19 protein-coding genes are annotated in these 21,338 nt (G+C 65.0%); 7 read left to right on the top strand and 12 right to left on the bottom strand.

Translation table 11 applies throughout. The annotated features are described in order from the left end of the window. Nucleotides 1-58: 58 nt before the first annotated feature. From phaC to gshB, 11 genes are all read right to left on the bottom strand, one after another. Nucleotides 59-1,738, bottom strand: coding sequence for a class II poly(R)-hydroxyalkanoic acid synthase (gene phaC, locus AC5O5R_RS25125; protein ID WP_172220110.1), 1,680 nt, complete (start codon nucleotides 1,736-1,738; stop codon nucleotides 59-61). A 269-nt stretch (nucleotides 1,739-2,007) separates the two neighbouring features. After that, a complete protein-coding gene (locus AC5O5R_RS25120) occupies nucleotides 2,008-2,385 on the bottom strand; it encodes a gamma-butyrobetaine hydroxylase family protein (protein WP_172229808.1) in 378 nt (125 codons plus the stop codon). Nucleotides 2,386-2,571: 186 nt separating this feature from the next. Then, nucleotides 2,572-3,915 carry an ATP-dependent protease ATPase subunit HslU gene (gene hslU / locus AC5O5R_RS25115; protein ID WP_172229805.1) on the bottom strand — a complete coding sequence of 448 codons (1,344 nt, stop codon included), beginning with the start codon at nucleotides 3,913-3,915 and terminating at the stop codon, nucleotides 2,572-2,574. 73 nt (nucleotides 3,916-3,988) lie between these two features. Next, on the bottom strand, nucleotides 3,989-4,519 hold the full coding sequence (gene hslV / locus AC5O5R_RS25110) for an ATP-dependent protease subunit HslV (RefSeq protein WP_003249309.1): 531 nt from the start codon (nucleotides 4,517-4,519) through the stop codon (nucleotides 3,989-3,991). A 212-nt stretch (nucleotides 4,520-4,731) separates the two neighbouring features. Further along, nucleotides 4,732-6,003 carry a dihydroorotase gene (locus AC5O5R_RS25105; RefSeq protein ID WP_172229802.1) on the bottom strand — a complete coding sequence of 424 codons (1,272 nt, stop codon included), beginning with the start codon at nucleotides 6,001-6,003 and terminating at the stop codon, nucleotides 4,732-4,734. After that, complete coding sequence (locus tag AC5O5R_RS25100; protein WP_008099987.1) at nucleotides 6,000-7,004, bottom strand: aspartate carbamoyltransferase catalytic subunit; 1,005 nt, start codon at nucleotides 7,002-7,004, stop codon at nucleotides 6,000-6,002. The genes AC5O5R_RS25105 and AC5O5R_RS25100 overlap by 4 nt, the downstream gene beginning before the upstream one ends. 12 nt (nucleotides 7,005-7,016) lie before the next feature. Then, nucleotides 7,017-7,535, bottom strand: coding sequence for a bifunctional pyr operon transcriptional regulator/uracil phosphoribosyltransferase PyrR (pyrR, locus tag AC5O5R_RS25095; protein ID WP_172229799.1), 519 nt, complete (start codon nucleotides 7,533-7,535; stop codon nucleotides 7,017-7,019). Nucleotides 7,536-7,585: 50 nt separating this feature from the next. Then, a complete protein-coding gene (gene ruvX, locus AC5O5R_RS25090) occupies nucleotides 7,586-8,023 on the bottom strand; it encodes a Holliday junction resolvase RuvX (protein ID WP_172229796.1) in 438 nt (145 codons plus the stop codon). Next, nucleotides 8,023-8,592, bottom strand: a complete 570-nt coding sequence (locus AC5O5R_RS25085; protein WP_172229793.1) for a YqgE/AlgH family protein — start codon at nucleotides 8,590-8,592, stop codon at nucleotides 8,023-8,025. Before AC5O5R_RS25085 ends, ruvX begins: the two co-directional genes overlap by 1 nt. 171 nt (nucleotides 8,593-8,763) lie before the next feature. After that, nucleotides 8,764-9,669 (bottom strand): energy transducer TonB, encoded by a 906-nt coding sequence (locus tag AC5O5R_RS25080; RefSeq protein WP_172287915.1) that lies wholly within the window; start codon nucleotides 9,667-9,669, stop codon nucleotides 8,764-8,766. A gap of 91 nt (nucleotides 9,670-9,760) precedes the next feature. Beyond that, the gene (gene gshB / locus AC5O5R_RS25075; RefSeq protein WP_172232121.1) at nucleotides 9,761-10,714 is read right to left on the bottom strand and encodes a glutathione synthase; all 954 of its coding nucleotides are present in this window, start codon (nucleotides 10,712-10,714) and stop codon (nucleotides 9,761-9,763) included. A 242-nt stretch (nucleotides 10,715-10,956) separates the two neighbouring features. Here gshB and AC5O5R_RS25070 point away from each other — a divergent pair, with 242 nt between their 5' ends. From AC5O5R_RS25070 to trhA, 7 genes are all read left to right on the top strand, one after another. Further along, the gene (locus tag AC5O5R_RS25070) at nucleotides 10,957-11,358 is read left to right on the top strand and encodes a response regulator (RefSeq protein ID WP_172232118.1); all 402 of its coding nucleotides are present in this window, start codon (nucleotides 10,957-10,959) and stop codon (nucleotides 11,356-11,358) included. Nucleotides 11,359-11,406: 48 nt separating this feature from the next. Continuing rightward, nucleotides 11,407-11,772, top strand: a complete 366-nt coding sequence (gene pilH / locus AC5O5R_RS25065) for a twitching motility response regulator PilH (protein WP_172232115.1) — start codon at nucleotides 11,407-11,409, stop codon at nucleotides 11,770-11,772. After that, nucleotides 11,769-12,323 (top strand): chemotaxis protein CheW, encoded by a 555-nt coding sequence (locus tag AC5O5R_RS25060; protein ID WP_172232112.1) that lies wholly within the window; start codon nucleotides 11,769-11,771, stop codon nucleotides 12,321-12,323. The genes pilH and AC5O5R_RS25060 overlap by 4 nt, the downstream gene beginning before the upstream one ends. 68 nt (nucleotides 12,324-12,391) lie before the next feature. Then, the gene (locus AC5O5R_RS25055) at nucleotides 12,392-14,395 is read left to right on the top strand and encodes a methyl-accepting chemotaxis protein (protein WP_372242921.1); all 2,004 of its coding nucleotides are present in this window, start codon (nucleotides 12,392-12,394) and stop codon (nucleotides 14,393-14,395) included. Further along, complete coding sequence (locus AC5O5R_RS25050) at nucleotides 14,392-19,383, top strand: hybrid sensor histidine kinase/response regulator (RefSeq protein ID WP_372242436.1); 4,992 nt, start codon at nucleotides 14,392-14,394, stop codon at nucleotides 19,381-19,383. Before AC5O5R_RS25055 ends, AC5O5R_RS25050 begins: the two co-directional genes overlap by 4 nt. Further along, the gene (locus tag AC5O5R_RS25045; RefSeq protein ID WP_172227123.1) at nucleotides 19,376-19,849 is read left to right on the top strand and encodes a chemotaxis protein CheW; all 474 of its coding nucleotides are present in this window, start codon (nucleotides 19,376-19,378) and stop codon (nucleotides 19,847-19,849) included. The genes AC5O5R_RS25050 and AC5O5R_RS25045 overlap by 8 nt, the downstream gene beginning before the upstream one ends. A gap of 69 nt (nucleotides 19,850-19,918) precedes the next feature. Further along, complete coding sequence (trhA, locus tag AC5O5R_RS25040) at nucleotides 19,919-20,536, top strand: PAQR family membrane homeostasis protein TrhA (RefSeq protein WP_172227126.1); 618 nt, start codon at nucleotides 19,919-19,921, stop codon at nucleotides 20,534-20,536. On the opposite strand, the gene AC5O5R_RS25035 is transcribed toward trhA, so the two are convergent. After that, a complete protein-coding gene (locus tag AC5O5R_RS25035; protein ID WP_172227129.1) occupies nucleotides 20,537-21,256 on the bottom strand; it encodes a 16S rRNA (uracil(1498)-N(3))-methyltransferase in 720 nt (239 codons plus the stop codon). It lies immediately after the preceding gene. Nucleotides 21,257-21,338: the final 82 nt, after the last annotated feature.

The raw sequence follows: 21,338 nt of genomic DNA, 5'->3' as shown, positions 1-21,338 counted from the left end.
GTGACTCTTGGGTGAAGTTAACACCGTGGCGCCCAGCAGGGCGCCACGGCGCTGCAACTCAACGCTCGTGAACGTAGGTGCCCGGTGCGGCTTCGCCAGCGGCATAGGCGCGGTTGCCCAGGCGGGTAGGTGCCTTTTTCAGCTCGCCTGCACGTTCGCCCAGCCAGCTTTGCCAGTGCAGCCACCATGAGTCGGCGTGCTTGGTGGCGTTTTCCTGCCAGGCTACCGGGTCGCCCGGGCGGTCGGCACCCGTCATGAAGCGTGCCTTGGGGTTGCCCGGCGGGTTGAGGATGCTCTGGATATGGCCGCTGTTGGACAGCACGAACTCGATCTTGCCGCCAAACAGGTGCGCCGAGCGGTAGCACGACTGCCACGGGGTGATGTGGTCGGAGGTGCCGGCAACGCTGAAAATGTCGCAGTGCACGTTCTTCAGGTCGATCGGGGTGCCGCACACTTCCAGTGCATCCGGGCGCGTCAGCGGGTTGCTTTTGAACATTTCGATGAGGTCGCCGTGGAAGGCGGCCGGCAGGCGCGTGGTGTCGTTGTTCCAGAACAGGATGTCGAACACTGGCGGCTCGTTGCCGAGCAGGTAGTTGTTGACCCAGTAGTTCCAGATCAGGTCGTTGGGGCGCATCCAGGCGAACACCTTGGCCATCTCGCTGCCTTCGAGCACGCCGGCCTGGTATGAATGGCGCTTGGCGGCTTCCAGGGTCTGCTCGTCGACGAACAGCGCCACCTGGTTATCCATGGTGGTATCCAGCACGCTTACCAGCAAGGTCAGGGCGTTGACCTTGTTTTCACCGATTGCGGCGTAGTGGCCTACCAGCGCGGTGCAGGTGATGCCGCCAGAGCATGCACCGAGCATGTTCAGGTCCTTGCTGCCGGTAATGGCCAGCACCGCGTCGACAGCCTCCTTGAGCGCGTCGATGTAGGTGGACAGGCCCCATTCGCGCTGGGCCTTGGTCGGGTTGCGCCAGCTGATGATGAACGTCTGCTGCTGCGAGCGCAGGCAGTAGCGGGCCAGGCTTTTTTCCGGGCTGAGATCGAACACGTAGAACTTGTTGATCTGCGGTGGCACCACCAGCAGCGGACGGGCATGCACCTGCTCGGTGATGGGGCTGTACTGGATCAGCTCCAGCACGTCGTTGCGGTACACCACGGCACCTTCGCTGGTGCCCAGGTTCTTGCCCACCTCGAAGGCGTCCATGTTTACCTGGCTGGGCATGCCGCCGTTGTTGACCATGTCCTTGGCCAGATTCGACAGGCCATCGAGCAGGCTTTTGCCACCCGTTTCGAAGAAGCGTTTGACCGCTGCCGGGTTGGACAGGGTATTGGTCGGGGCCATGGCTTCGGTCATCAGGTTGATGACGAACTGGCCGCGGCTGATGTCCTGGGGTGACAGGTCGCTGCTGGCGACCCAGTCCTGCAGTTCGTTGCGCCAGGCCAGGTAGGTTTGCAGGTAGCGGCGGTACAGCGGGTTGTTGCTCCAGGCCGGGTCGTTGAAGCGACGGTCGTCGCTTTCCGGGGCCAGGCTGGACTTGCCCAGCAGTACGTTTTTCAGCTCCAGGCCGAAGTGGGCCACATGCTTGGCGCTGTGCAGCGGTTGGCGCACGGCCTGGCGCAGCACGGTACGTGCCGAGCTCAACAGGTCCTTGCGGCGAATGCCGATGACCGGGTTCAGCCCCAGGGTGTTTTCCGAGGCCTGCCGCTGCAGCTCATCGTTGTTCTTGTTACTCATCTACGACGCTCCGTTGTCCTGAGACGAGTACCGGATGCCTGTGCCGGAAGCACAGTCCTGAGCCCGGTACTGCTACTCGGGTGACCAGTGATAAGGAACAGCGGTGCTGCGGGGGTTCTGACTGCCTGCAAGGTGATGCAGGGAACTTGCCACACCCATTGGTTACCCGACTTTCATGTAATGCGCAAGACAGCCCGTCACTGGGCTGTCTGTAGGGCATTCAAACAGATGAATTTAGAAAATGCGCTCTAAACCTTGCAGGCCTTGCGCTAGAGCATGAGTTTGACCACGGCTTCGGCCGGGTCGCGGGACTTTCCGGCCTTGTGCAGTTCGTCGAGGTACTCGGCCCACAGCTGTGCCTGGCGCAGGCACAGCTGTTCGAGGTATTCCCAGGTGAACAGGCCGCTGTCGTGGCCGTCGTCGAAGGTCAGTTTCAGTGCATATTGGCCGGCAGGTTCCAGGCCGACAAGGCCGACGTTGATCTTGCCGAATTGCAGGATGGGGTTGCCGTGGCCCTGGACTTCGGCGGAGGGGGAGTGCACGCGCAGGAATTCGGCGGGCAGGGTGTAGACCTCGCCGGGGGCGTAGGTGAGGCTAAGGGTTTTCGAGGCTTTGTGCAGGTTGATGGCGGTGGGCAGGCGGGCCATGACGGGAATCTCTCGGGAGCTGATGGTGCACAGCTTCGGGAGATTCGGGGGATTGTGCAAGGGGCTGCTTTGCAGCCCATCGGCGGCAAGCCAGCTCCCACAGGTACTCCACAGTCTTCAGGGTTGCGGTGATCCTGTGGGAGCTGGCTTGCCGGCGAAAGGGCCGCACAGCGGCCCCCTGCGGTCTTACAGGATGTAACGCGACAGGTCTTCGTTCTGCGCCAGCTCACCGAGGTGGCTGTTCACGTACGCCGCGTCGATCTGGATCGGTGCTTCGTCATGGGTGCTGGCCAGGTCACCTGCGCTGAACGACACCTCTTCGAGCAGGCGCTCGAGCAGGGTGTGCAGGCGGCGGGCGCCAATGTTTTCGGTTTTTTCGTTGACCTGATAGGCAATCTCGGCCAGGCGCTTGATACCGTCGGCAATGAACTCGATGTTCAGGCCTTCGGTTTTCAGCAGTGCCTGATACTGCTCGGTCAGCGACGCGTGCGGCTCTTGCAGGATGCGCTCGAAGTCTTCCGGGGTCAGTGCCTTCAGCTCGACCCGGATTGGCAGCCGGCCTTGCAGCTCGGGCACCAGGTCGCTCGGCTTGCTCAGGTGGAACGCGCCCGAGGCAATGAACAGGATATGGTCGGTCTTGACCATGCCCAGCTTGGTGTTGACGGTGCAGCCTTCGATCAGCGGCAGCAGGTCGCGCTGCACACCTTCGCGGGACACGTCGGCGCCGCCAACGTTGCCACGCTTGGCAACCTTGTCGATTTCGTCGATGAACACGATACCGTGCTGCTCGACCGCTTCCAGGGCCTTGGCCTTGAGTTCTTCCTCGTTGACCAGGCGGCTCGCTTCTTCCTCGCGAACCAGCTTCAGCGCTTCTTTCACCTTCAGCTTGCGCGCCTTGCGCTTGCCCTTGCCCATGTTGGCGAACAGGCTTTGCAGCTGGTTGGTCATTTCTTCCATGCCGGGCGGTGCGGCGATTTCCACACCCACGGCATCGGCCACTTCGATTTCGATTTCCTTGTCGTCCAGCTGGCCTTCGCGCAGGCGCTTGCGGAACAGCTGGCGGGTGTTGGAATCGCTGCTGGTCTGCGCGGCTTCCTCGCTGAAGCTGGTGACCCGCGCCTGTGGCAGCAGGGCGTCGAGGATACGGTCTTCGGCAGCGTCCTCGGCGCGGTGGCGCACGCGGATGATCTCTTGCTCACGCAGCATCTTCAGCGCGGCGTCAGCCAGGTCGCGGATGATCGATTCGACGTCGCGGCCCACATAGCCCACTTCGGTGAACTTGGTGGCTTCGACCTTGAGGAACGGCGCATTGGCCAGTTTGGCCAGACGACGGGCGATTTCGGTCTTGCCGACGCCGGTCGGGCCGATCATCAGGATGTTCTTCGGGGTCACTTCGGCACGCAGCTCGGCAGGCAGCTGCATGCGCCGCCAGCGGTTGCGCAGGGCAATGGCCACGGCGCGCTTGGCGTCGTCCTGGCCGATGATGTGGCGGTTGAGTTCGTGGACGATTTCGCGGGGGGTCATGGACATGATGAAAATGGTCCTTGGGCGGATGATCAGCGTGGAAAAGTCCCGCTTGCAGCGGGACGCCAGAACAGCTGAATCAGTCGGCCAGGTCCTGCTCCTCGATGGTCAGGTTGTGGTTGGTGAACACGCAGATATCACCCGCGATGTTCAGAGCGGTCTCGGCGATTTCTCGGGCCGAGAGGTCGGTCTTGTTCAGCAGCGCGCGGGCTGCGGCCTGGGCGTATGCGCCGCCGGAACCCATGGCGATCAGGCCGTCTTCGGGTTCGACCACGTCGCCGTTGCCGGTGATGATCAGCGAAGCGTCCTTGTTGGCCACGGCCAGCATGGCTTCCAGACGGCTCAGGGAACGGTCGGTACGCCATTCCTTGGCCAGTTCGACGGCAGCGCGAACCAGATGGCCTTGATGTTTCTCGAGCTGCCCTTCAAAGCGCTCGAACAGGGTGAAGGCATCGGCGGTAGCGCCGGCGAAGCCTGCAATGACCTGACCGTGGTACAGGCGGCGCACTTTCTTGGCGTTGCCTTTCATCACGGTGTTGCCGAGGGATACCTGGCCGTCGCCGCCCATGACGACTTTGCCGTTACGGCGGACAGAAACGATGGTGGTCAAGGGAGAGTCTCCACGCAGCGGGGCGAAAGTGCCTGATGCAGACTCATATGGGGGTGGGGGGAAGGATTTCAACCGTGAGGGATGAATGGTCAGTGTTCTGCTGCGCCGGCCTCATCGCCGGCAAGCCAGCTCCCACAGGAATACCACAGACCTTGAGGGCAGTGATTTCCTGTGGGAGCTGGCTTGCCAGCGATGAGGCCAGTGAGGGTTACTCAGGCCTCGTGGCAGACGTGCCCGTCGACCAAGGTATAACGCACGGCCCCCGGCAGGCAGTGGCCGATGAACGGGCAATTCTCGCCACGCGAGAACCACTGCTCGCCGGCAACGGTCGAGGCTTGCGGGTCGAACAGCACCAGGTCGGCTGTGCCACCCACTTTCAGCTCGCCGGCCGGCAGGCGCAGGGCCGCCGCCGGGCCGCTGCTCAGGCGTGCCAGCAGGGTTGGCAGGTCGAGCAGGCCATCCTGAACAAGGGTCATGGCCAGCGGCAGCAGCAACTCGACGCTGCTGATGCCAGGCTCGGTGGCGCCGAACGGGGCCAGCTTGGCATCGCGCTCGTGCGGCTGGTGATGGCTGGAGATTGCCTGGATCACCCCCGCCTTCACTGCCTCGCGCAGGCCATCGCGGTCGGCGGCGGTGCGCAGCGGCGGCTGCACGTGGTACAGGCTGGAGAACTCGCGCAGCGATTCATCGGTGAGGATCAGCTGGTACAACGCCACGTCGGCGGTCACCGGCAGGCCGAGTTGCTGGGCCTGCGCGATCAGCCGTGCGCCACGGGCGCTGGTGATCTGGCTGAAGTGCGCGCGCACACCGGACTGCTCCACCAGCAACAGGTTGCGGGCCAGGGCCACGGTTTCGGCGGTTTCCGGGATGCCCGGCAGGCCGAGGAAGCTGGCCATGGCGCCTTCATGGGCCAGGCCGCCCTGGGCCAGGTCGCGGTCCTGGGAGTGGAACACCACGGTCAGGTCGAAGGTGGCGGCGTATTCCAGGGCGCGGGCCAGGGTACGGTTGTTGGGGATTTGTTTCAGGCCGTTGCCAAACGCAACGCAGCCGGTGTCGCGCAGGGCTACCAGCTCGGCCAGCTGCTCGCCTTCCAGGCCTTTGGTCAGCGCGCCGATCGGGTAGACCTTGCTGTTGGCTGCCTCGCGGGCGCGGTCGAGAATCAGCTCGGCCACAGCCGAGGTGTCCAGCACCGGCTTGGTCTGCGGTGGGCAGCACAGGCTGGTAACGCCGCCGGCCACCGCTGCGCGGGTTTCACTGGCGATAGTGCCTTTGCGGCTGTAGCCCGGCTCGCGCAGGGATACACCAAGGTCGACCAGCCCGGGCGCGGCGACCAGGCCATCGGCCTGAATCGTACGGTTGGCGCTGAACCCGGCCGGGGCGGCGCCGATGGCGGCAATGCGGCCGCCGTCCAGGTGCAGGTCGGTAACCTGGTCCAGGCCGCTGTTGGGGTCGATGACCCGGGCGCCAAGAATACTGATTGTCACTGGGCGTTCTCCTGGTCGAATTGACGTTGCGCGTTCTGCCCGCTCATGGCCATGGACAACACGGCCATGCGCACGGCGATGCCGTAGGTGACCTGGTTGAGGATCACCGAGTGCTTGCCGTCGGCCACCGCCGACTCGATTTCCACGCCGCGGTTGATCGGCCCCGGGTGCATGACGATGGCATCGGGCTTGGCCCCGGCCAGGCGTGCGGTGGTCAGGCCGAACAGGCGGTAGAACTCGCCTTCGCTGGGCAGCAGGCCACCGGCCATGCGTTCACGCTGCAGGCGCAGCATGATCACCACGTCGACGTCCTTCAGGCCTTCGGCAAGGTCGGTGTAAACCTTCACGCCGTACTGCTCGATCCCGATCGGGATCAGGGTTTTCGGGCCGATCACGCGGATGTCCGGGCAGCCCAGCGCTTTCAGCGCCAGCATGTCGGAACGGGCCACGCGCGAGTGCAGGATGTCGCCGACGATGGCTACCGAGAGGTTCTCGAAGCTGCCCTTGTGGCGGCGGATGGTGAGCATGTCGAGCATGCCCTGGGTCGGATGCGCATGACGGCCGTCCCCGCCGTTGATCACGGCCACGTCCGGGCATACGTGCTCGGCGATGAAGTGCGCAGCGCCGGAATCCGAGTGGCGCACGACGAACATGTCGGCGGCCATGGCTTCGAGGTTGCGCAGGGTGTCGAACAGCGTTTCGCCCTTGCTGGTCGAGGAAGTCGACACGTTCAGGCTGATCACGTCGGCCGACAGGCGCTGGGCCGCCAGTTCGAAGGTGGTACGGGTACGGGTGGAGTTCTCGAAGAACACGTTGCACACGGTCTTGCCGCGCAGCAGCGGGACTTTCTTCACAGCCCGGGCGCCAACTTCCAGGAAGGAATCGGCAGTGTCGAGGATCTCGGTGAGCAGTTCGCGGGGCAAACCGTCAAGCGAGAGGAAGTGGCGCAGCTGGCCCTGATCATTGAGCTGCAGCGGGCGCTTGGCGTCGATTGGCGTCATCGCGGGGGACTCTTAAAGGGCGGAAGCGGAGGCGAGGTCCTGGCGCTCGAGGGCGAGCGGTGCGGGTCCGGTCAATTTTACCCGTTCATGGGCAGCCAGCGACAGGGTGGCACCGAGCACATTCGGGCGAATTGGCAGTTCGCCGGCATCCAGGTCCAGCAGGCAGACCAGGGTGACGCTGGCCGGGCGGCCATAATCGAACAGTTCGTTGAGCGCGGCGCGAACGGTGCGGCCGCTCATCAGCACGTCATCCACCAGCACCAGGTGCTGGCCTTCGACCTCGAACGGCAGCTCGGAAGGGCGCACCTGTGGGTGCAGGCCGTTCTGGCTGAAGTCGTCGCGGTAGAACGAAACGTCCAGGGTACCCATGGCACTGGTGTCGCCCATGGCTTCCTGCAGGGCCTGGGCGACCCAGACGCCGCCGGTGCGGATGCCGATGTAGCGCGGCTCGCTGATATTGCGGCGGGCCAGGTGGGCACGAAGGTCGACAGCCATCTGCCGAACCAGGTCGGCGGGATTGGGTAGGCTCATTGCGGGCTCCTCGGAGGGGTGCGCCGGGTGGGGCCCGGCGGCAAAGATGATCAGGTATTGGCCTCCAGCCAGCCTTGCAGCAACAAGGCGGCGGCGATGGCATCGACCGGGTTGTCGCGGTAGCTGCCGCGCTGGCCGCCACGGGCCATGCGCTCGCCCTTGGCCTCGAAGGTGGTCAGGCGTTCATCGTGGGTGTGCACGGGGAGGTTGAAACGGCCATTCAGGCGGCGGGCGAACTTTTCGGCGCGGGCGCTCATTTCGCTGGGCGTGCCGTCCATGTTCAGCGGCAGGCCAACGACAATGGCGTCGGGCTTCCATTCGGTAATCAGCTTTTCCACCTGGGCCCAGTCCGGTACCCCGTTCTGTGCCTTCAGGGTGCACAGCTCGCGCGCCTGGCCGGTGATTACCTGGCCCACGGCCACGCCGATCTGCTTGCTGCCGTAGTCAAAACCCAGCAGCAGGCGCAGCTCTTGAGGTAGCTGGGCCATCAGGCGTGGCCCGCCTGGCTGGTCAGCAGGTGCAGGTTGATGCCCAGGCTGGCGGCCGCGGCCTCCAGGCGCAGGTCGCTGGCTACGCCGAAGATGATTTCAGGGTCGAACGGGCAGTTCAGCCAGGCGTTGTCGGCCAGCTCGGCCTCCAGTTGGCCCGCTTCCCAACCCGCATAGCCGAGGGTGATCAGGCTCTGTTTCGGGCCTACCCCGGCGGCGATGGCCAGCAATATGTCTTGCGATGTGCTCAGCGACAGCCCTTCCAGTGCCACGGTGGCCTGGAAACTGCACTCGTCGCTGTGCAGCACGAAGCCACGGTCGGTCTGTACCGGGCCGCCCTGGTAGATCGGCACCTGCAAGGTGCTGGCCGGGGGCGCTTCGTCCGGGCGCAGCTGCTCGAGGATGTCCGCCAGGCTCAGTTCCTGCGGCCGATTGACCACCAGGCCCATGGCGCCATTGGCGTTGTGCTCGACGATGTACGTGAGGGTCTGGGCGAAGTTCGGGTCGGCCATGTGCGGCATGGCGATCAGGAACTGATGCTTGAGGTAGCTCGGCGTGAGGGTTTTCATGGGGGATAGTGTGGCGCCCAGTTACGAGGCTGACAAGGTGCGCAACGAGGCTTGCGCGATCACTGTGGGAGCGGCTTTAGCCGCGAAGGCGTCCGACCAGGCGACATCATTGCCTGATCTGGCGCATTCGCGGCTAAAGCCGCTCCCACAGGGGGATGTGCAGGCCTTGGATCAGTTACTGGACAAACGGTCGCCACGGGCGAACCGCCAGGTGCGGATGATTTCCAGCCGGTCGAATTCGGCCAGGTCGCCGGTAAACGGTGCAAACGGCGCCGCCAGCCTAACGATGCGCTGCGCCGCCTGGTCCAGTACCGCCTGGCCGGACGACTCCAGCACCAGCACCTCGTACAGCGAGCCATCGCGGTTGATCGACACCATCATGCGCAAGTTGCCGTAGATCTGCTGCCGGCGAGCTTCGTCGGGGTAGTTCAGGTTGCCCACCCGCTCAACCTTCTTGCGCCACTCTTCCTTGTACCAGGCACCCTTGTCGCGCATGGTCGACGCCGCATTCAGGCGGTGGATGCGGGGGCGTTTGGCGTAAAGCTGCTGCTCGTTCGACAGCTCTGCTTCCAGGCTGGCGATCTGGCTGGACAGCTGCGAACTGTCGAAGTCTGGCGCTGGCGCGGCCGGCTTGGGCTGTGCCTTGCTTTCCTTGGGCTTGGGCTCGACCTTGTGCGGCTTGGGTGCCGTGGTCACCACCGCCGATTTTTGCGGCGCAGGCGGCGGTACTACCTCGGGCCTGGCCGCAGGCGGCGGGGTGATCTTGTTGATCTTGCTGTCCTGGAACGGCGCCAGCTCGGTGGTCTTGGGCACTGCCTTCTTGTCCAGGGTACCGCTGCCCTGCTGGTTGTCCTGCGCCTGGAAATCGGCCTTCTCGGGCGGTTTTTCGCTCTTGAAGGTGGCCAGGGTGATGTCCATGGTGTGGCGGATTTCTGCCGGCTTGACCACGGTGAAACCGACACCAAGGATCAGCGCCAGGTGCACCAGTGCAGCCAGGAACAGGGTAAAGCCAAGCCTGTCCACCGGGCGAACTCGGGGCGGCAGCAGGTCGGCAGGGATGTCAGCGGGCAGCGTCATCGGGTATCCAGCAACCGCAGGGCGGGGCTGCGGGTCAGGTCATCAGGACCCGCATCATACCCCACTCTGGGAGTGCGCCGCGCGTTGCCGGTCAGCGCGCCTGCAGCTGTCGATCAATGGCGTCCATCAACTTGCCGCCAATGTCGGTGTTGAACGCGTTGTCGATTTCGCGAATGCAGGTCGGGCTGGTGACGTTGATCTCGGTGAGGTAGTCGCCGATCACATCCAGGCCCACGAACAGCAGGCCCTTTTCACGCAGGGTGGGGCCCACCTGGGCGGCGATCCAGCGGTCACGCTCGCTGAGCGGGCGCGCTTCGCCACGGCCACCGGCAGCCAGGTTGCCACGGGTTTCGCCACTGGCCGGGATGCGCGCCAGGCAGTAGTCGACCGGCTCGCCGTCGATCATCAGGATACGTTTGTCGCCGTCCTTGATCGCCGGCAGGTAGGCCTGGGCCATGATCTGCTGCGCACCCAGTGCGGTCAGGGTTTCGAGGATGACCGACAGGTTGGGGTCGCCCGCCCGGTGGCGGAAGATCGAGGTGCCGCCCATGCCGTCCAGTGGTTTGAGGATCACATCGCCATGCTGCTCGGCGAACGCGCGGATGATGTCCGGGCGACGGCTGACCAGGGTAGGCGGGGTGCACTGCGGGAACAGCGTGGCAAACAGCTTTTCGTTGCAGTCACGCAGGCTTTGCGGTCGGTTGACCACCAGTACGCCGTCTTTCTCGGCCTGCTCCAGCAGGTAGGTGCTGTAGACGAACTCCATGTCGAAGGGCGGGTCCTTGCGCATCAGGATCACATCCAGCTCGGCCAGGGTGCTGTCCTGCTCCTCGCCCAGCTCGAACCAGCGTGCCGGGTCGGCGAACACTTTCAATGGGCGCATGCGCGCGCGGGCCTTGCCTTCGCCCTGGTACAGGTCGCGCTGCTCCATGTAGAACAGGCTCCAGCCGCGCGCCTGGGCGGCCAGCAGCATGGCCAGCGAACTGTCCTTCTTGTAGGAGATGGACGCGATGGGGTCCATGACAATGCCGAGGCGAACGCTCATGGGGTGGTTCCTCTTGGCGGCGGGTGGCCGCGATGGTTCGAAAGAAAAGTGGCTCAGGGTGGCGCCGCGAACGCCGCTGGTCAAGGGGCGCCGCAGATGGAACGGGCACCCGGAGTGTGCTAAAAATGCAGCTGCAAGCCTTTGGCTACAAGCCTCAAGAGAACAGCAGTCACCCGCCGATTGGCCTTCTCCTGAAACTTGCCGCTTGCCACTTGCAGCTAAATTCCCACTGGTAGGCGTCTATGGAACAACCCCTGAAGGTGATGGTGATCGACGATTCACGCACGATCCGCCGCACCGCGCAGATGTTGCTCGGTGAAGCGGGCTGCGAGGTGATCACCGCCAGCGATGGCTTCGATGCCCTGGCCAAGATCGTCGACCACCGGCCAAGCATCATTTTCGTCGATGTGTTGATGCCGCGCCTGGACGGTTACCAGACCTGCGCGGTCATCAAGCACAACAGCGTTTTCAAGGACACTCCGGTGATCCTGCTGTCGTCCCGCGACGGCCTGTTCGACAAGGCCCGTGGCCGGGTGGTCGGCTCTGATCAGTTTTTGACCAAGCCGTTCAGCAAGGAAGAGCTGCTCGAGGCGATTCGCGCTCACGTGCCCGGTTTTGCCGCACCTCAACAACCCGCACCCTGACCGCGCCCCGCCATGGCACGGTCTTTTCTTTCCTGATGGGGAAACAGCATGGCCCGAGTTCTGATTGTCGACGACTCGCCGACAGAGATGTACAAACTGGCCGAATGGCTTGAAAAGCACGGTCATCAGGTGCTCAAGGCCAGCAACGGCGCCGATGGTGTGGCCCTGGCGCGCCAGGAGAAGCCGGACGCGGTGCTGATGGATATCGTCATGCCCGTGCTCAACGGCTTCCAGGCGACCCGGCAACTAAGCAAGGACCCGGAGACCAGCAACATTCCCGTATTGGTCGTTACCACCAAGGACCAGGAAACCGATCGCATCTGGGCCAAGCGTCAGGGCGCCCGCGGTTTCGTGACCAAGCCGGTGGAAGAAGACGACCTGATAGCCAAGCTCCAAGAAGTGCTGGGGGCTTGACCACCCGCCCGCATGGCGCGTCGCTGACCGCGTTCGAGTTGCTGCTGGACATCGACCGCCGCTGTCGCCTGCTGGTTGCCGACCAGCCGCCGCAGGACAACCGCCTGCAGCAGTGGAGTGGTATCGGCTTTCGCATTGCCGGGCAGTGGTTCGTCGCGCCCATGGGCGAAGTGGCCGAGGTGCTGCGCGAGCCACGCAGCAGCCGCGTCCCCGGCGTGCAGCCGTGGGTGTGCGGGGTCGCCAACCTGCGCGGCCGGCTGTTGCCGGTGATGGACCTGAGCAGCTTTTTCGGCCTGGGCCACGTCGCTCCCGGCAAGCAGCGACGGGTGCTGGTGCTGGACCACGAAGACCTGTTCGTCGGCTTGCTGGTAGACGAGGTGCTGGGCCTTCAGCACTTCGCCCTGGACAGCCTGCAACTGTCGCCACCCCAGCCGTTGATCCGTGCTGCTGCACGCTTCGTGCAGGGGCATTTCCCCCGGGAACGCAACTGGGCGATCTTCAGCCCCTTCGCCCTGGCCCAGGCGCCGGGTTTTCTCGATGTGGCGTTATAGGACCTGCGAACGTGAACAAGCCTGCAACCCCCGTCACTGCGACCACCGTCAGCCCACGTACCCGCAGCATCGCGCAGATCACCGTGCTGTTCCTGATCCTGATCCTGTCGATCATGCTGCTGTTCGCCAACTTCGCCTACCTGAACACCCAGTCCAACTACGACAAGCAGTACATCGGCCATGCCGGCGAATTGCGCGTGCTGTCGCAGCGCATCGCCAAGAACGCCACCGAGGCCGCCACTGGCAAGGCCCTGGCCTTCAAGCTGCTGTCGGATGCGCGTAACGATTTCGAGCGGCGTTGGGGCTACCTGCGCCAAGGTGACAAGTCCACCGGCCTGCCGCCCGCGCCGCCTACGGTGCGTGACGAAATGGAAGCGGTGCGCCGCGACTGGGAAAACCTGCGCAAGAACACCGACACCATCCTGGCCAGCGAACAGACCGTGCTGTCGCTGCACCAGGTGGCGGCAACCCTGGCCGAGACCGTGCCGCAGTTGCAGGTGGAATACGAAAAAGTGGTTGAGATCCTGCTGCAAAGCGGCGCCCCGGCCAACCAGGTAGCCGTCGCCCAGCGCCAGCTGTTGTTGGCCGAGCGCATCCTGGGCTCGGTCAACACCGTGCTGGCGGGCGACGACAGCGCGGCCCAGGCGGCCGACGCCTTTGGCCGCGATGCCGGGCGCTTTGGCCAGGTACTGGAAGGGATGCTCAGCGGCAACGCGGCAATCCAGGTGACCCGCGTGGAGGACGCAGACGCGCGTGCGCGGCTGGCCGAAATTGCCGAGCTGTTCCAGTTCGTCGCAGGCTCCGTGGACGAAATCCTTGAAACCTCGCCAGAACTGTTCCGCGTGCGCGAGGCGGCGGGGAATATATTCAGCTTGTCGCAGACCCTGCTCGACGAGGCTTCGCACCTGGCCAACGGTTTCGAGAACCTGGCCGGCGGCCGCACCCTCGACACCGTTGGCGGCTACGCGCTGGGCCTGCTGGCGTTGGCATCGATCATCCTGATCGGCCTGGTGATGGTGCGCACCACCAACCGCCAGCTGCGCGAGACGGCGGAAAAGAACGAACGCAACCAGCAGGCGATCATGCGCCTGCTCGACGAAATCGAAGAACTGGCCGATGGCGACCTGACCGTGACCGTATCGGTGACCGAGGACTTTACCGGGGCCATCGCCGACTCGATCAACTACTCCGTGGACCAGCTGCGCGACCTGGTTGCAACCATCAACCACAGCGCCGTGCAGGTCGCCGCCGCCGTGCAGGACACGCAGAACACCGCACGCCAGCTGGCCAAGGCCTCCGAGCACCAGGCCGCGCAGATCAGCGAGGCGTCCGAGGCGGTCGGCGACATGGTCGAATCGATCGACCGGGTTTCGGCGCATGCCTATGAATCGGCCAAGGTAGCCGAGCGCTCGGTGGCCATCGCCAACAAGGGCAACGAGGTGGTGCACAACACCATCAACGGCATGGACAACATTCGCGAACAGATCCAGGACACCGCCAAGCGGATCAAGCGCCTGGGCGAGTCTTCACAGGAAATCGGCGATATCGTCAGCCTGATCGACGACATTGCCGACCAGACCAACATCCTTGCCCTTAACGCTGCGATCCAGGCCTCGCTGGCCGGTGAGGCCGGCCGTGGCTTTGCCGTGGTCGCCGACGAGGTGCAGCGCCTGGCCGAACGCTCGTCGTCGGCCACCCGGCAGATCGAGGCGCTGGTGCGCACCATCCAGGCTGATACCAACGAGGCGGTGATATCCATGGAGCAGACCACCGCCGAAGTGGTCCGTGGCGCTCGCCTGGCCCAGGATGCCGGGGTGGCGCTGGCCGAGATCGAGGGGGTATCGCAGAACCTCGCCGACCTTATCCACAGCATTTCCGACGCCGCCCAGTTGCAGACCTCCTCGGCTGGGCAGATTTCCCACACCATGGCGGTGATCCAGCAGATTACCGCACAAACCTCCGCCGGCTCCGGCGCCACTGCCGACAGCATCCGCCACCTGGCCCGCATGGCCAGCGAGATGCGCCGTTCGGTGTCCGGTTTCACCCTGCCGCCACCTGCAGAGCCCAAATGAAGAGCTCGACCGAAACGCCGCGCCCGGCAATGCCCATTGCGTTGGCCAGTGTAAGCCCCGAGCGCCACGACACCGTGGCGCTGGCCTGGACCAAGGCCGCCATCCTCGATTGCCTGGGCCAGGCGCGTCAGGCGCTGGAGCGCTTTGCCGGCGAGCCGGGCGACCTGTCGATGCTCGCCTTCGTGGTCGACAACCTGCATCAGGTACACGGCTGCCTGCGCATGCTCGAATTGCGCGGCGCAACGCGGCTGGCCGAGGAACTTGAACTGTTCGCCAAGGCCCTGGCCGACGGCCAGGTCAGCCCGCGTGGTGACTGCCTGGGCGCGTTGTTCCGCGGCCTGGAGCAACTGCCTTCGTACCTTGAGCGCCTGCGCGGTGCGCGCCATGACCTGCCTCTGGTCATGCTGCCGCTGCTCAACCAGCTGCGCACCTGCCGCGGCATCGAACCGCTCGCCCAGGCCAGCCTGATCAGCGGCGCAGCGCAGCGCTTTGCCGGTGCCGACGATCTGGCCAACCTCGACCTGTCGCTGGGCAACTGGCGCGAGCAATTACAGGCCGGGCCTGGTCGCGATGCCCTGCGCTCGGTGGTGACCGCGCTGTGCGACGACCTGATGCGCATCAAGGAGCGCCTCGACCAGTTCGTGCGCAGTGACCGCCAGCACAGCGAACAGCTCGATGCTTTGCTGGCGCCACTGCGTCATGTGGCGGACACCTTGGCCGTGCTGGGTTTCCAGCAACCACGGCGGGTGATCATCGACCAGGTGCTGGCGCTTCAGGCCCTTGTCCTGGGCGAGCGGGCAGTGGACGACCCGGTGTTGATGGACGTGGCAGGTGCCCTGTTGTATGTCGAAGCCTCGCTCAATGGCATGGTTGGCCCGCTGGAAGAAAACGGCCAGGGCGGCCTGCCGGGCTCGGACCTGGTCGAGATTCGCCAACTGGTACTCAATGAGTCGTTGAACGTGCTGCAGCAGGCCAAGGACCTGATCGGCGATTGCCTGGAGTCTGGCTGGCCGCGGCAACGCCTGCAGCCCTTGCCGGGCCTGCTGCAGCAGATCCGTGGGGCCTTGGCGATGTTGACCCTGCCGACGGTGGCCGAGCTGTTCGCCGGTTGCGCCAACTATGTGCAGCGCTGGTTGCAGCACCTGGAGGAGGAGCCGCCTGCCGCTGAGCTGACCCACCTGGCCGAGGCGCTGAGCGCTGCCGAATGCTACTTGCAATGGCGCCTGGCCGACCCGCTGGCGGATGGCCAGCCGTTTGTCGACATGGCGCGTGCCAGCCTGGCGGCGCTGGGCGTGCATTGTGCCGTCCCAGATGCCGACTGCGACACTGACGGCAGCGGCGATGGCATTGATGACGAGCTGCGCGAAGTGTTCCTCGACGAGGCCGGTGAACTGCTGCCGGAGATCGAGCGGCACTGGCTGCGTTGGCGTGCCGACAACCAGCAGCGCGAGGCGCTGGCTGAAGTGCGTCGCGCACTGCATACCCTCAAAGGCAGTGGGCGCATGGTCCACGCCGAAGCGGTGGCCGAACTGGCCTGGGGCGCCGAACACCTGCTGAGCCGGGTCCTGGAAGGGCGTAGCCTGCTCAGCCCGGAAGGCGTGGTGGCCTTGCAGCAGGTGTTCGTCCACCTGCCCGACCTGCTGGCCGACTTTGCCGTCGGCCAGTTGCCGCAACTGACCGAGATCGAACAGCTGGCCGGGCACCTGCATGCGCTGGCCGAAAACGACGCGCCGGCGCCTGCCGATGTCGACGGCCTCGACCCGCAACTGCTGGATATCTTCCGCACTGAGGCACAAGGCCACCTGGCCAGCCTTGACGCTTTCCTGGAAGGTGCCGATGGCCACGACACACTGGTCAGCGACGGCCTGCAGCGCGCCTTGCACACGCTCAAGGGCAGTGCCGCCATGGCCGGGGTGATGCCGGTCGCCGAACTGGCCACCGCCTTCGACCGCCTGGCCCGTGAGTACAAAGGCCATCAATTGCCCGTGCAAATGGCCGAAATCGAGTGGCTAAAGGCAGCGCGCGGGCTGTTCCAGGCTGGCCTTGCGCAACTCGACAGCACGCCGCTGGCGGCTATCCCCGGTGCTGCGGAGCTGATCGAGCAGGTCGGCCAGGCGGTCGACGGGCGCCTGGCCAGCTTGCATGACGATGGCCTGCAGCAGATGCAGGGCGCCAAGCGCGACCCGCAGGGTGTCGCCAGCTTCCTGGCCCAGGCCATGGATACCCTGCTCAATGCCGAGTCGATGCTGTCGCGCTGGCAGCAACAGCCCGGCCAGCGTGACGCACTGGACATCCTGCTCGACGAAATGACCAGCCTGGGTCACGCCGCGCACCTGGCCGACCTGTGGCAGATGGACGACGTCTGCGAGGCCTTGCTCGACCTGTACGGCGCGGTGGAAGAGGGCAGCCTGCCGGCCGATGGACGCTTCTTCGCCCAGGCGCAGCAGGCGCATGAAGCCCTGCTGGACATGCTCGACGAAGTGGCAGCCGGGCAGGATATTCCGCCCCGTCCCGAGCTGGTCGACAGCTTGCGCAACCTGCTGGACCAAGCCCTGGCGCCGGATGCCACCGGGTTGGTGGGCATCGACACGGTCACACCGTTGCACCCGGACATGGACCTGGCCGATACCCTGGGACTGGGGGGGGCGCATGGCCCTTTGTTGCCCGAGTTGGCCGAGCCGCTGAGCGAAGAGCCGGAAAGCCCTGGCGAAGAGTTGCTGGAAGTGTTCCTCGAAGAAAGCTCGGATATCGTCGAGAGCGCCGCGGCAGCCCTGGCGCGCTGGCAGGCCGACCCGCGCAGCAGTGTCGAGGTGGACAACCTGATGCGCGACCTGCACACCCTCAAGGGGGTGGCGCGCATGGTCGAGATTGCGCCTATCGGCGACCTGGCCCACGAACTGGAGTTTCTCTACGAGCTGTTGGCCGCTGGCCGGCTGCCGCCGAGCGCGCCGCTGTTCGCACTGCTGCAGAACTGCCATGACCGCCTGGCGCACATGCTCGATGCCGTGCGCCTTGGGCAGCCGCTGCACGCCGCCACGGCACTGATCGACTACATTCGCAATTTCAGCAGCGCGGCCCTGACTGACAGCGCTGCCGGTCAGGGGCCGCTTGAAGCCGCCGCCAATGATGTACCTGCGGCTGCTCCGGAGCGGGCGCCAGGTGACATGGTCAAGGTCGATGCCGAGTTGCTCGACGGCCTTGGCAACCTGGCGGGCGAACATTCGATCATCCGCGGGCGCATCGAGCAGCAGGTCAATGACGCGCAGTTCGCGCTCAACGAGATGGAAACCACGCTGGAGCGCATGCGCGACCAGTTGCTGCGCCTGGATATCGAAACCCAAGGGCGGATCTCCAGCCGCCAGCAGTTCGAAGGGGATGCCTACGACGACTTCGACCCGTTGGAAATGGACCGCCATTCGCAGCTGCAGCAGCTGTCGCGGGCCTTGTTCGAATCCGCCTCGGACCTGCTTGACCTGAAGGAAACCCTGGCCCAGCGCGCCCAGGAGGCCTCCAGCCTGCTGCAGCAGCAGGCGCGGGTGAACAGCCAGTTGCAAGAAGGCCTGACTGCTACCCTGATGGTGCCTTTCGAACGTCTGGTGCCGCGCTTGCAGCGGGTGGTGCGGCAGGTGGCGAGCGAGCTGGGCAAGCAAGTGGAGCTGGTGGTCGGTAACGCCGAAGGCGAACTGGACCGCAGTGTGCTCGAGCGCATGGTGGCGCCGCTGGAGCACATGCTGCGCAACGCTGTCGACCATGGCCTGGAAAGCCGCGAAATGCGCCTGGCGGCCGGAAAGCCTGAGCAAGGTACCATTCACCTGAACTTGCTCCACGAAGGCGCCGACATCGTTATCGAAATGACCGATGACGGTGCCGGCGTGCCTCTGGAAGCGGTACGGCGCAAAGCCATCAAGCGCGGTTTGCTGGACCCGCAGGCGCGCTTGAGCGATCACGAGATCCTGCAGTTCATCCTGCGCCCGGGGTTCTCCACCGCCGAGAAAATCACCCAGATCTCCGGGCGCGGTCTGGGCATGGACGTGGTGCACGAGGAGGTCAAGCAACTGGGTGGCTCGATGAGCATCGAGTCGGCCCAGGGCAAGGGTGCGCGCTTCCTTATCCGCCTGCCGTTCACCGTGTCGATCAACCGGGCGTTGATGGTGCATCTGGGTGAGGAGCAGTACGCCATTCCGCTGAATACCATCGAGGGCATTGTCCGCGTGCCGCCAGCAGAGCTCGCCGCTTGCTATGAGCTGGACACGCCGCGTTATGTCTATGCCGGTCACGACTACCAGCTGCGCTACCTGGGCGAGTTGCTGCAAGGCCTGCCGCGCCCGGCATTGCTGGGGCAGAGCGTACCGCTGCCGGTGCTGCTGGTGCATTCCAAGGAGCAGTCATTCGCCATCCAGGCCGACAGCCTGTCGCCCAGCCGCGAGATCGTGGTGAAGAGCCTGGGCCCGCAGTTTGCTGCGGTTGCCGGGTTGTCGGGGGCGACGTTGCTGGGCGATGGCCGGGTAGTGCTTATTCTCGATCTGCTTGGCCAGCTGCGCGGCCAGCAGCGACGCCTGGCCCGCCTGCCCGGCGGTGGCCCGCAGCGCCAGCTGCTTGGCCCGGCACCGCGCCGGGCACTGCTGGTAATGGTGGTGGACGACTCGGTCACGGTGCGCAAGGTAACCAGCCGCCTGCTGGAGCGCCACGGCATGAGTGTGCTGACCGCCAAGGACGGCGTCGACGCCATGGCCCTGCTGGAAGAGCACCGGCCGGATGTATTGCTGCTGGATATCGAGATGCCGCGCATGGACGGTTTTGAGGTGGCCACCCGCATTCGGCGTGACGCGCGGCTCAAAGACCTGCCGATCATCATGATCACCTCGCGTACCGGGCAGAAGCACCGCGATCGCGCCATGGCCATCGGGGTCAATGAATACCTGGGCAAACCGTATCAGGAATCGCTGCTGTTGCAGAGCATCGCGCACTGGAGCTCGACCCATGCTTGAACTGATCGCCGGCCAGCGCAGCAGCCTGACCGGGTTGTTGCTGCCCTTGGGTGACCGCACCCTGGTGTTGCCTAATGTGGCGGTTGCCGAATTGAGCGGCCAGCGCAACCTGGTGTGCCAACCTGGCGAGCCGGCCTGGCACCTGGGCTGGATCGACTGGCGCCAGCAGCGTCTGCCGCTGGTCGGGTTCGAGGCGGCTTGTGGCGGCGAAACGCCGTGCGGCGAGCGTGCGCGTGTGGTGGTGCTCAATGCGTTGGGCGACACCGGCTTGCGCTATCTGGCGTTGTTGCTGCAGGACATCCCGCGCTCGTGCAAGCTCGACAGCCAGCTGAATTATGTGGATGTGGCGCTGGGTCGCCTTGAGCTGGCGGCCGTGCAGGTGGGTGAGCAGGTGGCACGGGTGCCGGACCTGGTGGCACTGGAAAGGCTGGTGCGTGACGCAGACCTGCAACCTGACCTTGGGTAAGATTACCCGCGAAAGGGCCGCAACAGACATCATCAGGAACCCAGCCCGGCTCGGGAGGTCTGTGTTTGCATGTATTACGGTGAACGCTTCAACGCCTGGACCCACCTGGTCGGTGCCGTCCTGGCCTGTATCGGTGCCATCTGGCTGATCGTGGTTGCGGGCCTGCAAGGCGACCCCTGGAAGATCGTCAGCTTCTCCATCTACGGCAGTACATTGCTGTTGCTGTACAGCGTTTCCACCCTGTACCACAGCACCCGTGGCCGGGCGAAAGTGATCATGCGCAAGCTCGATCACCTGTCGATCTACCTGCTGATTGCCGGCAGCTACACGCCGTTTTGCCTGGTCAGCCTGCGCGGCCCCTGGGGCTGGAGCCTGTTCGGCGTGGTCTGGGCGCTGGCGGTGCTCGGCATGCTGCAGGAGATCAAACCGCGCAGCGAAGCGCGCATCCTGTCGATCATCATCTATGCCGTGATGGGCTGGATCGTGCTGGTGGCGGTCAAGCCTTTGCTGCGCTCGCTGGGCGTCGCCGGCTTTGCCTGGCTGGCCGCCGGCGGCGTGCTGTACACCGTGGGCATCATATTCTTTGCCCTGGACAGCCGCCTGCGCCACGCGCACGGCATCTGGCACCTGTTCGTGATCGCAGGCAGCCTGATGCACTTCGTGGCGGTGTCGTTCTATGTGCGCTAGTTAAAAGTCGCCCCACAACTGCTGGGCGACAGACAGCGCCACCACTGGCGCGGTCTCGGTGCGCAGCACGCGGGGGCCAAGGCGCGCAGCGTGGAAGCCGGCCGCCTTGGCCTGGTCGACTTCGGCCTCGCTCAAACCGCCTTCGGGGCCGATCAGGAAGGCCAGGGTTGCCGGTTTTTCATGGCTGGTGAGCGGTTCTGCCACCGGGTGCAGGACCAGTTTCAAATCCGCATTGCTGCTGCCCAGCCATTCGGCCAGGGTCAGCGGCGGGTGGATGACGGGCAGGGTCGAGCGGCCGCATTGTTCGCAGGCACTGATCGCCACCTGGCGCCAGTGGGCCAGGCGCTTGTCGGCGCGTTCATCCTTCAGGCGCACTTCGCAGCGTTCGCTGACGATGGGGGTGATTTCGTTGGCGCCCAGCTCGGTGGCCTTCTGGATCGCCCAGTCCATGCGCTCGCCGCGCGACAGGCCCTGGCCAAGGTGGACGTGCAGCGGTGAGTCGGCCTGGCCGGCGAAGGCCTGGTCGAGGTTGACGCGCACGGTCTTCTTGCCCACTTCGAGCAGCTGGCCGAGGTATTCCTGGCCGCTGCCGTCGAACAGTTGCACGGCGTCGCCGGCGGCCATGCGCAGCACGCGGCCGATGTAGTGGGCCTGGGCTTCGGGCAGGTCGTGCTGGCCAATGCTCAGGGGGGCGTCGATGAAGAAGCGGGACAGTCTCATGGATCAGCTCGGACGGAATGGGCTCATGTGACACTGTGGGAGCGGGTTCACCCGCGAATGCGGCGGCGAATCCACTATCGCA

The sequence above is a fragment of the Pseudomonas sp. 8_5_2 genome (assembly GCF_059295255.1).
Note: the sequence above shows the minus strand (reverse complement) of the source record. Positions and strands in the feature narration are given on the sequence as shown.

Bases quoted from the DNA above. Each gene is read 5' to 3' on its own strand.
- phaC (WP_172220110.1), bottom strand. From the start codon at position 1,738: ATGAGTAACAAGAACAACGATGAGCTGCAGCGGCAGGCCTCGGAAAAC.
- AC5O5R_RS25120 (WP_172229808.1), bottom strand. From the start codon at position 2,385: ATGGCCCGCCTGCCCACCGCCATCAACCTGCACAAAGCCTCGAAAACC.
- hslU (WP_172229805.1), bottom strand. From the start codon at position 3,915: ATGTCCATGACCCCCCGCGAAATCGTCCACGAACTCAACCGCCACATC.
- AC5O5R_RS25100 (WP_008099987.1), bottom strand. From the start codon at position 7,004: ATGACGCCAATCGACGCCAAGCGCCCGCTGCAGCTCAATGATCAGGGC.
- pyrR (WP_172229799.1), bottom strand. From the start codon at position 7,535: ATGAGCCTACCCAATCCCGCCGACCTGGTTCGGCAGATGGCTGTCGAC.
- ruvX (WP_172229796.1), bottom strand. From the start codon at position 8,023: ATGGCCCAGCTACCTCAAGAGCTGCGCCTGCTGCTGGGTTTTGACTAC.
- AC5O5R_RS25085 (WP_172229793.1), bottom strand. From the start codon at position 8,592: ATGAAAACCCTCACGCCGAGCTACCTCAAGCATCAGTTCCTGATCGCC.
- AC5O5R_RS25080 (WP_172287915.1), bottom strand. From the start codon at position 9,669: ATGACGCTGCCCGCTGACATCCCTGCCGACCTGCTGCCGCCCCGAGTT.
- gshB (WP_172232121.1), bottom strand. From the start codon at position 10,714: ATGAGCGTTCGCCTCGGCATTGTCATGGACCCCATCGCGTCCATCTCC.
- AC5O5R_RS25070 (WP_172232118.1), top strand. From the start codon at position 10,957: ATGGAACAACCCCTGAAGGTGATGGTGATCGACGATTCACGCACGATC.
- pilH (WP_172232115.1), top strand. From the start codon at position 11,407: ATGGCCCGAGTTCTGATTGTCGACGACTCGCCGACAGAGATGTACAAA.
- AC5O5R_RS25050 (WP_372242436.1), top strand. From the start codon at position 14,392: ATGAAGAGCTCGACCGAAACGCCGCGCCCGGCAATGCCCATTGCGTTG.
- AC5O5R_RS25045 (WP_172227123.1), top strand. From the start codon at position 19,376: ATGCTTGAACTGATCGCCGGCCAGCGCAGCAGCCTGACCGGGTTGTTG.
- trhA (WP_172227126.1), top strand. From the start codon at position 19,919: ATGTATTACGGTGAACGCTTCAACGCCTGGACCCACCTGGTCGGTGCC.
- AC5O5R_RS25035 (WP_172227129.1), bottom strand. From the start codon at position 21,256: ATGAGACTGTCCCGCTTCTTCATCGACGCCCCCCTGAGCATTGGCCAG.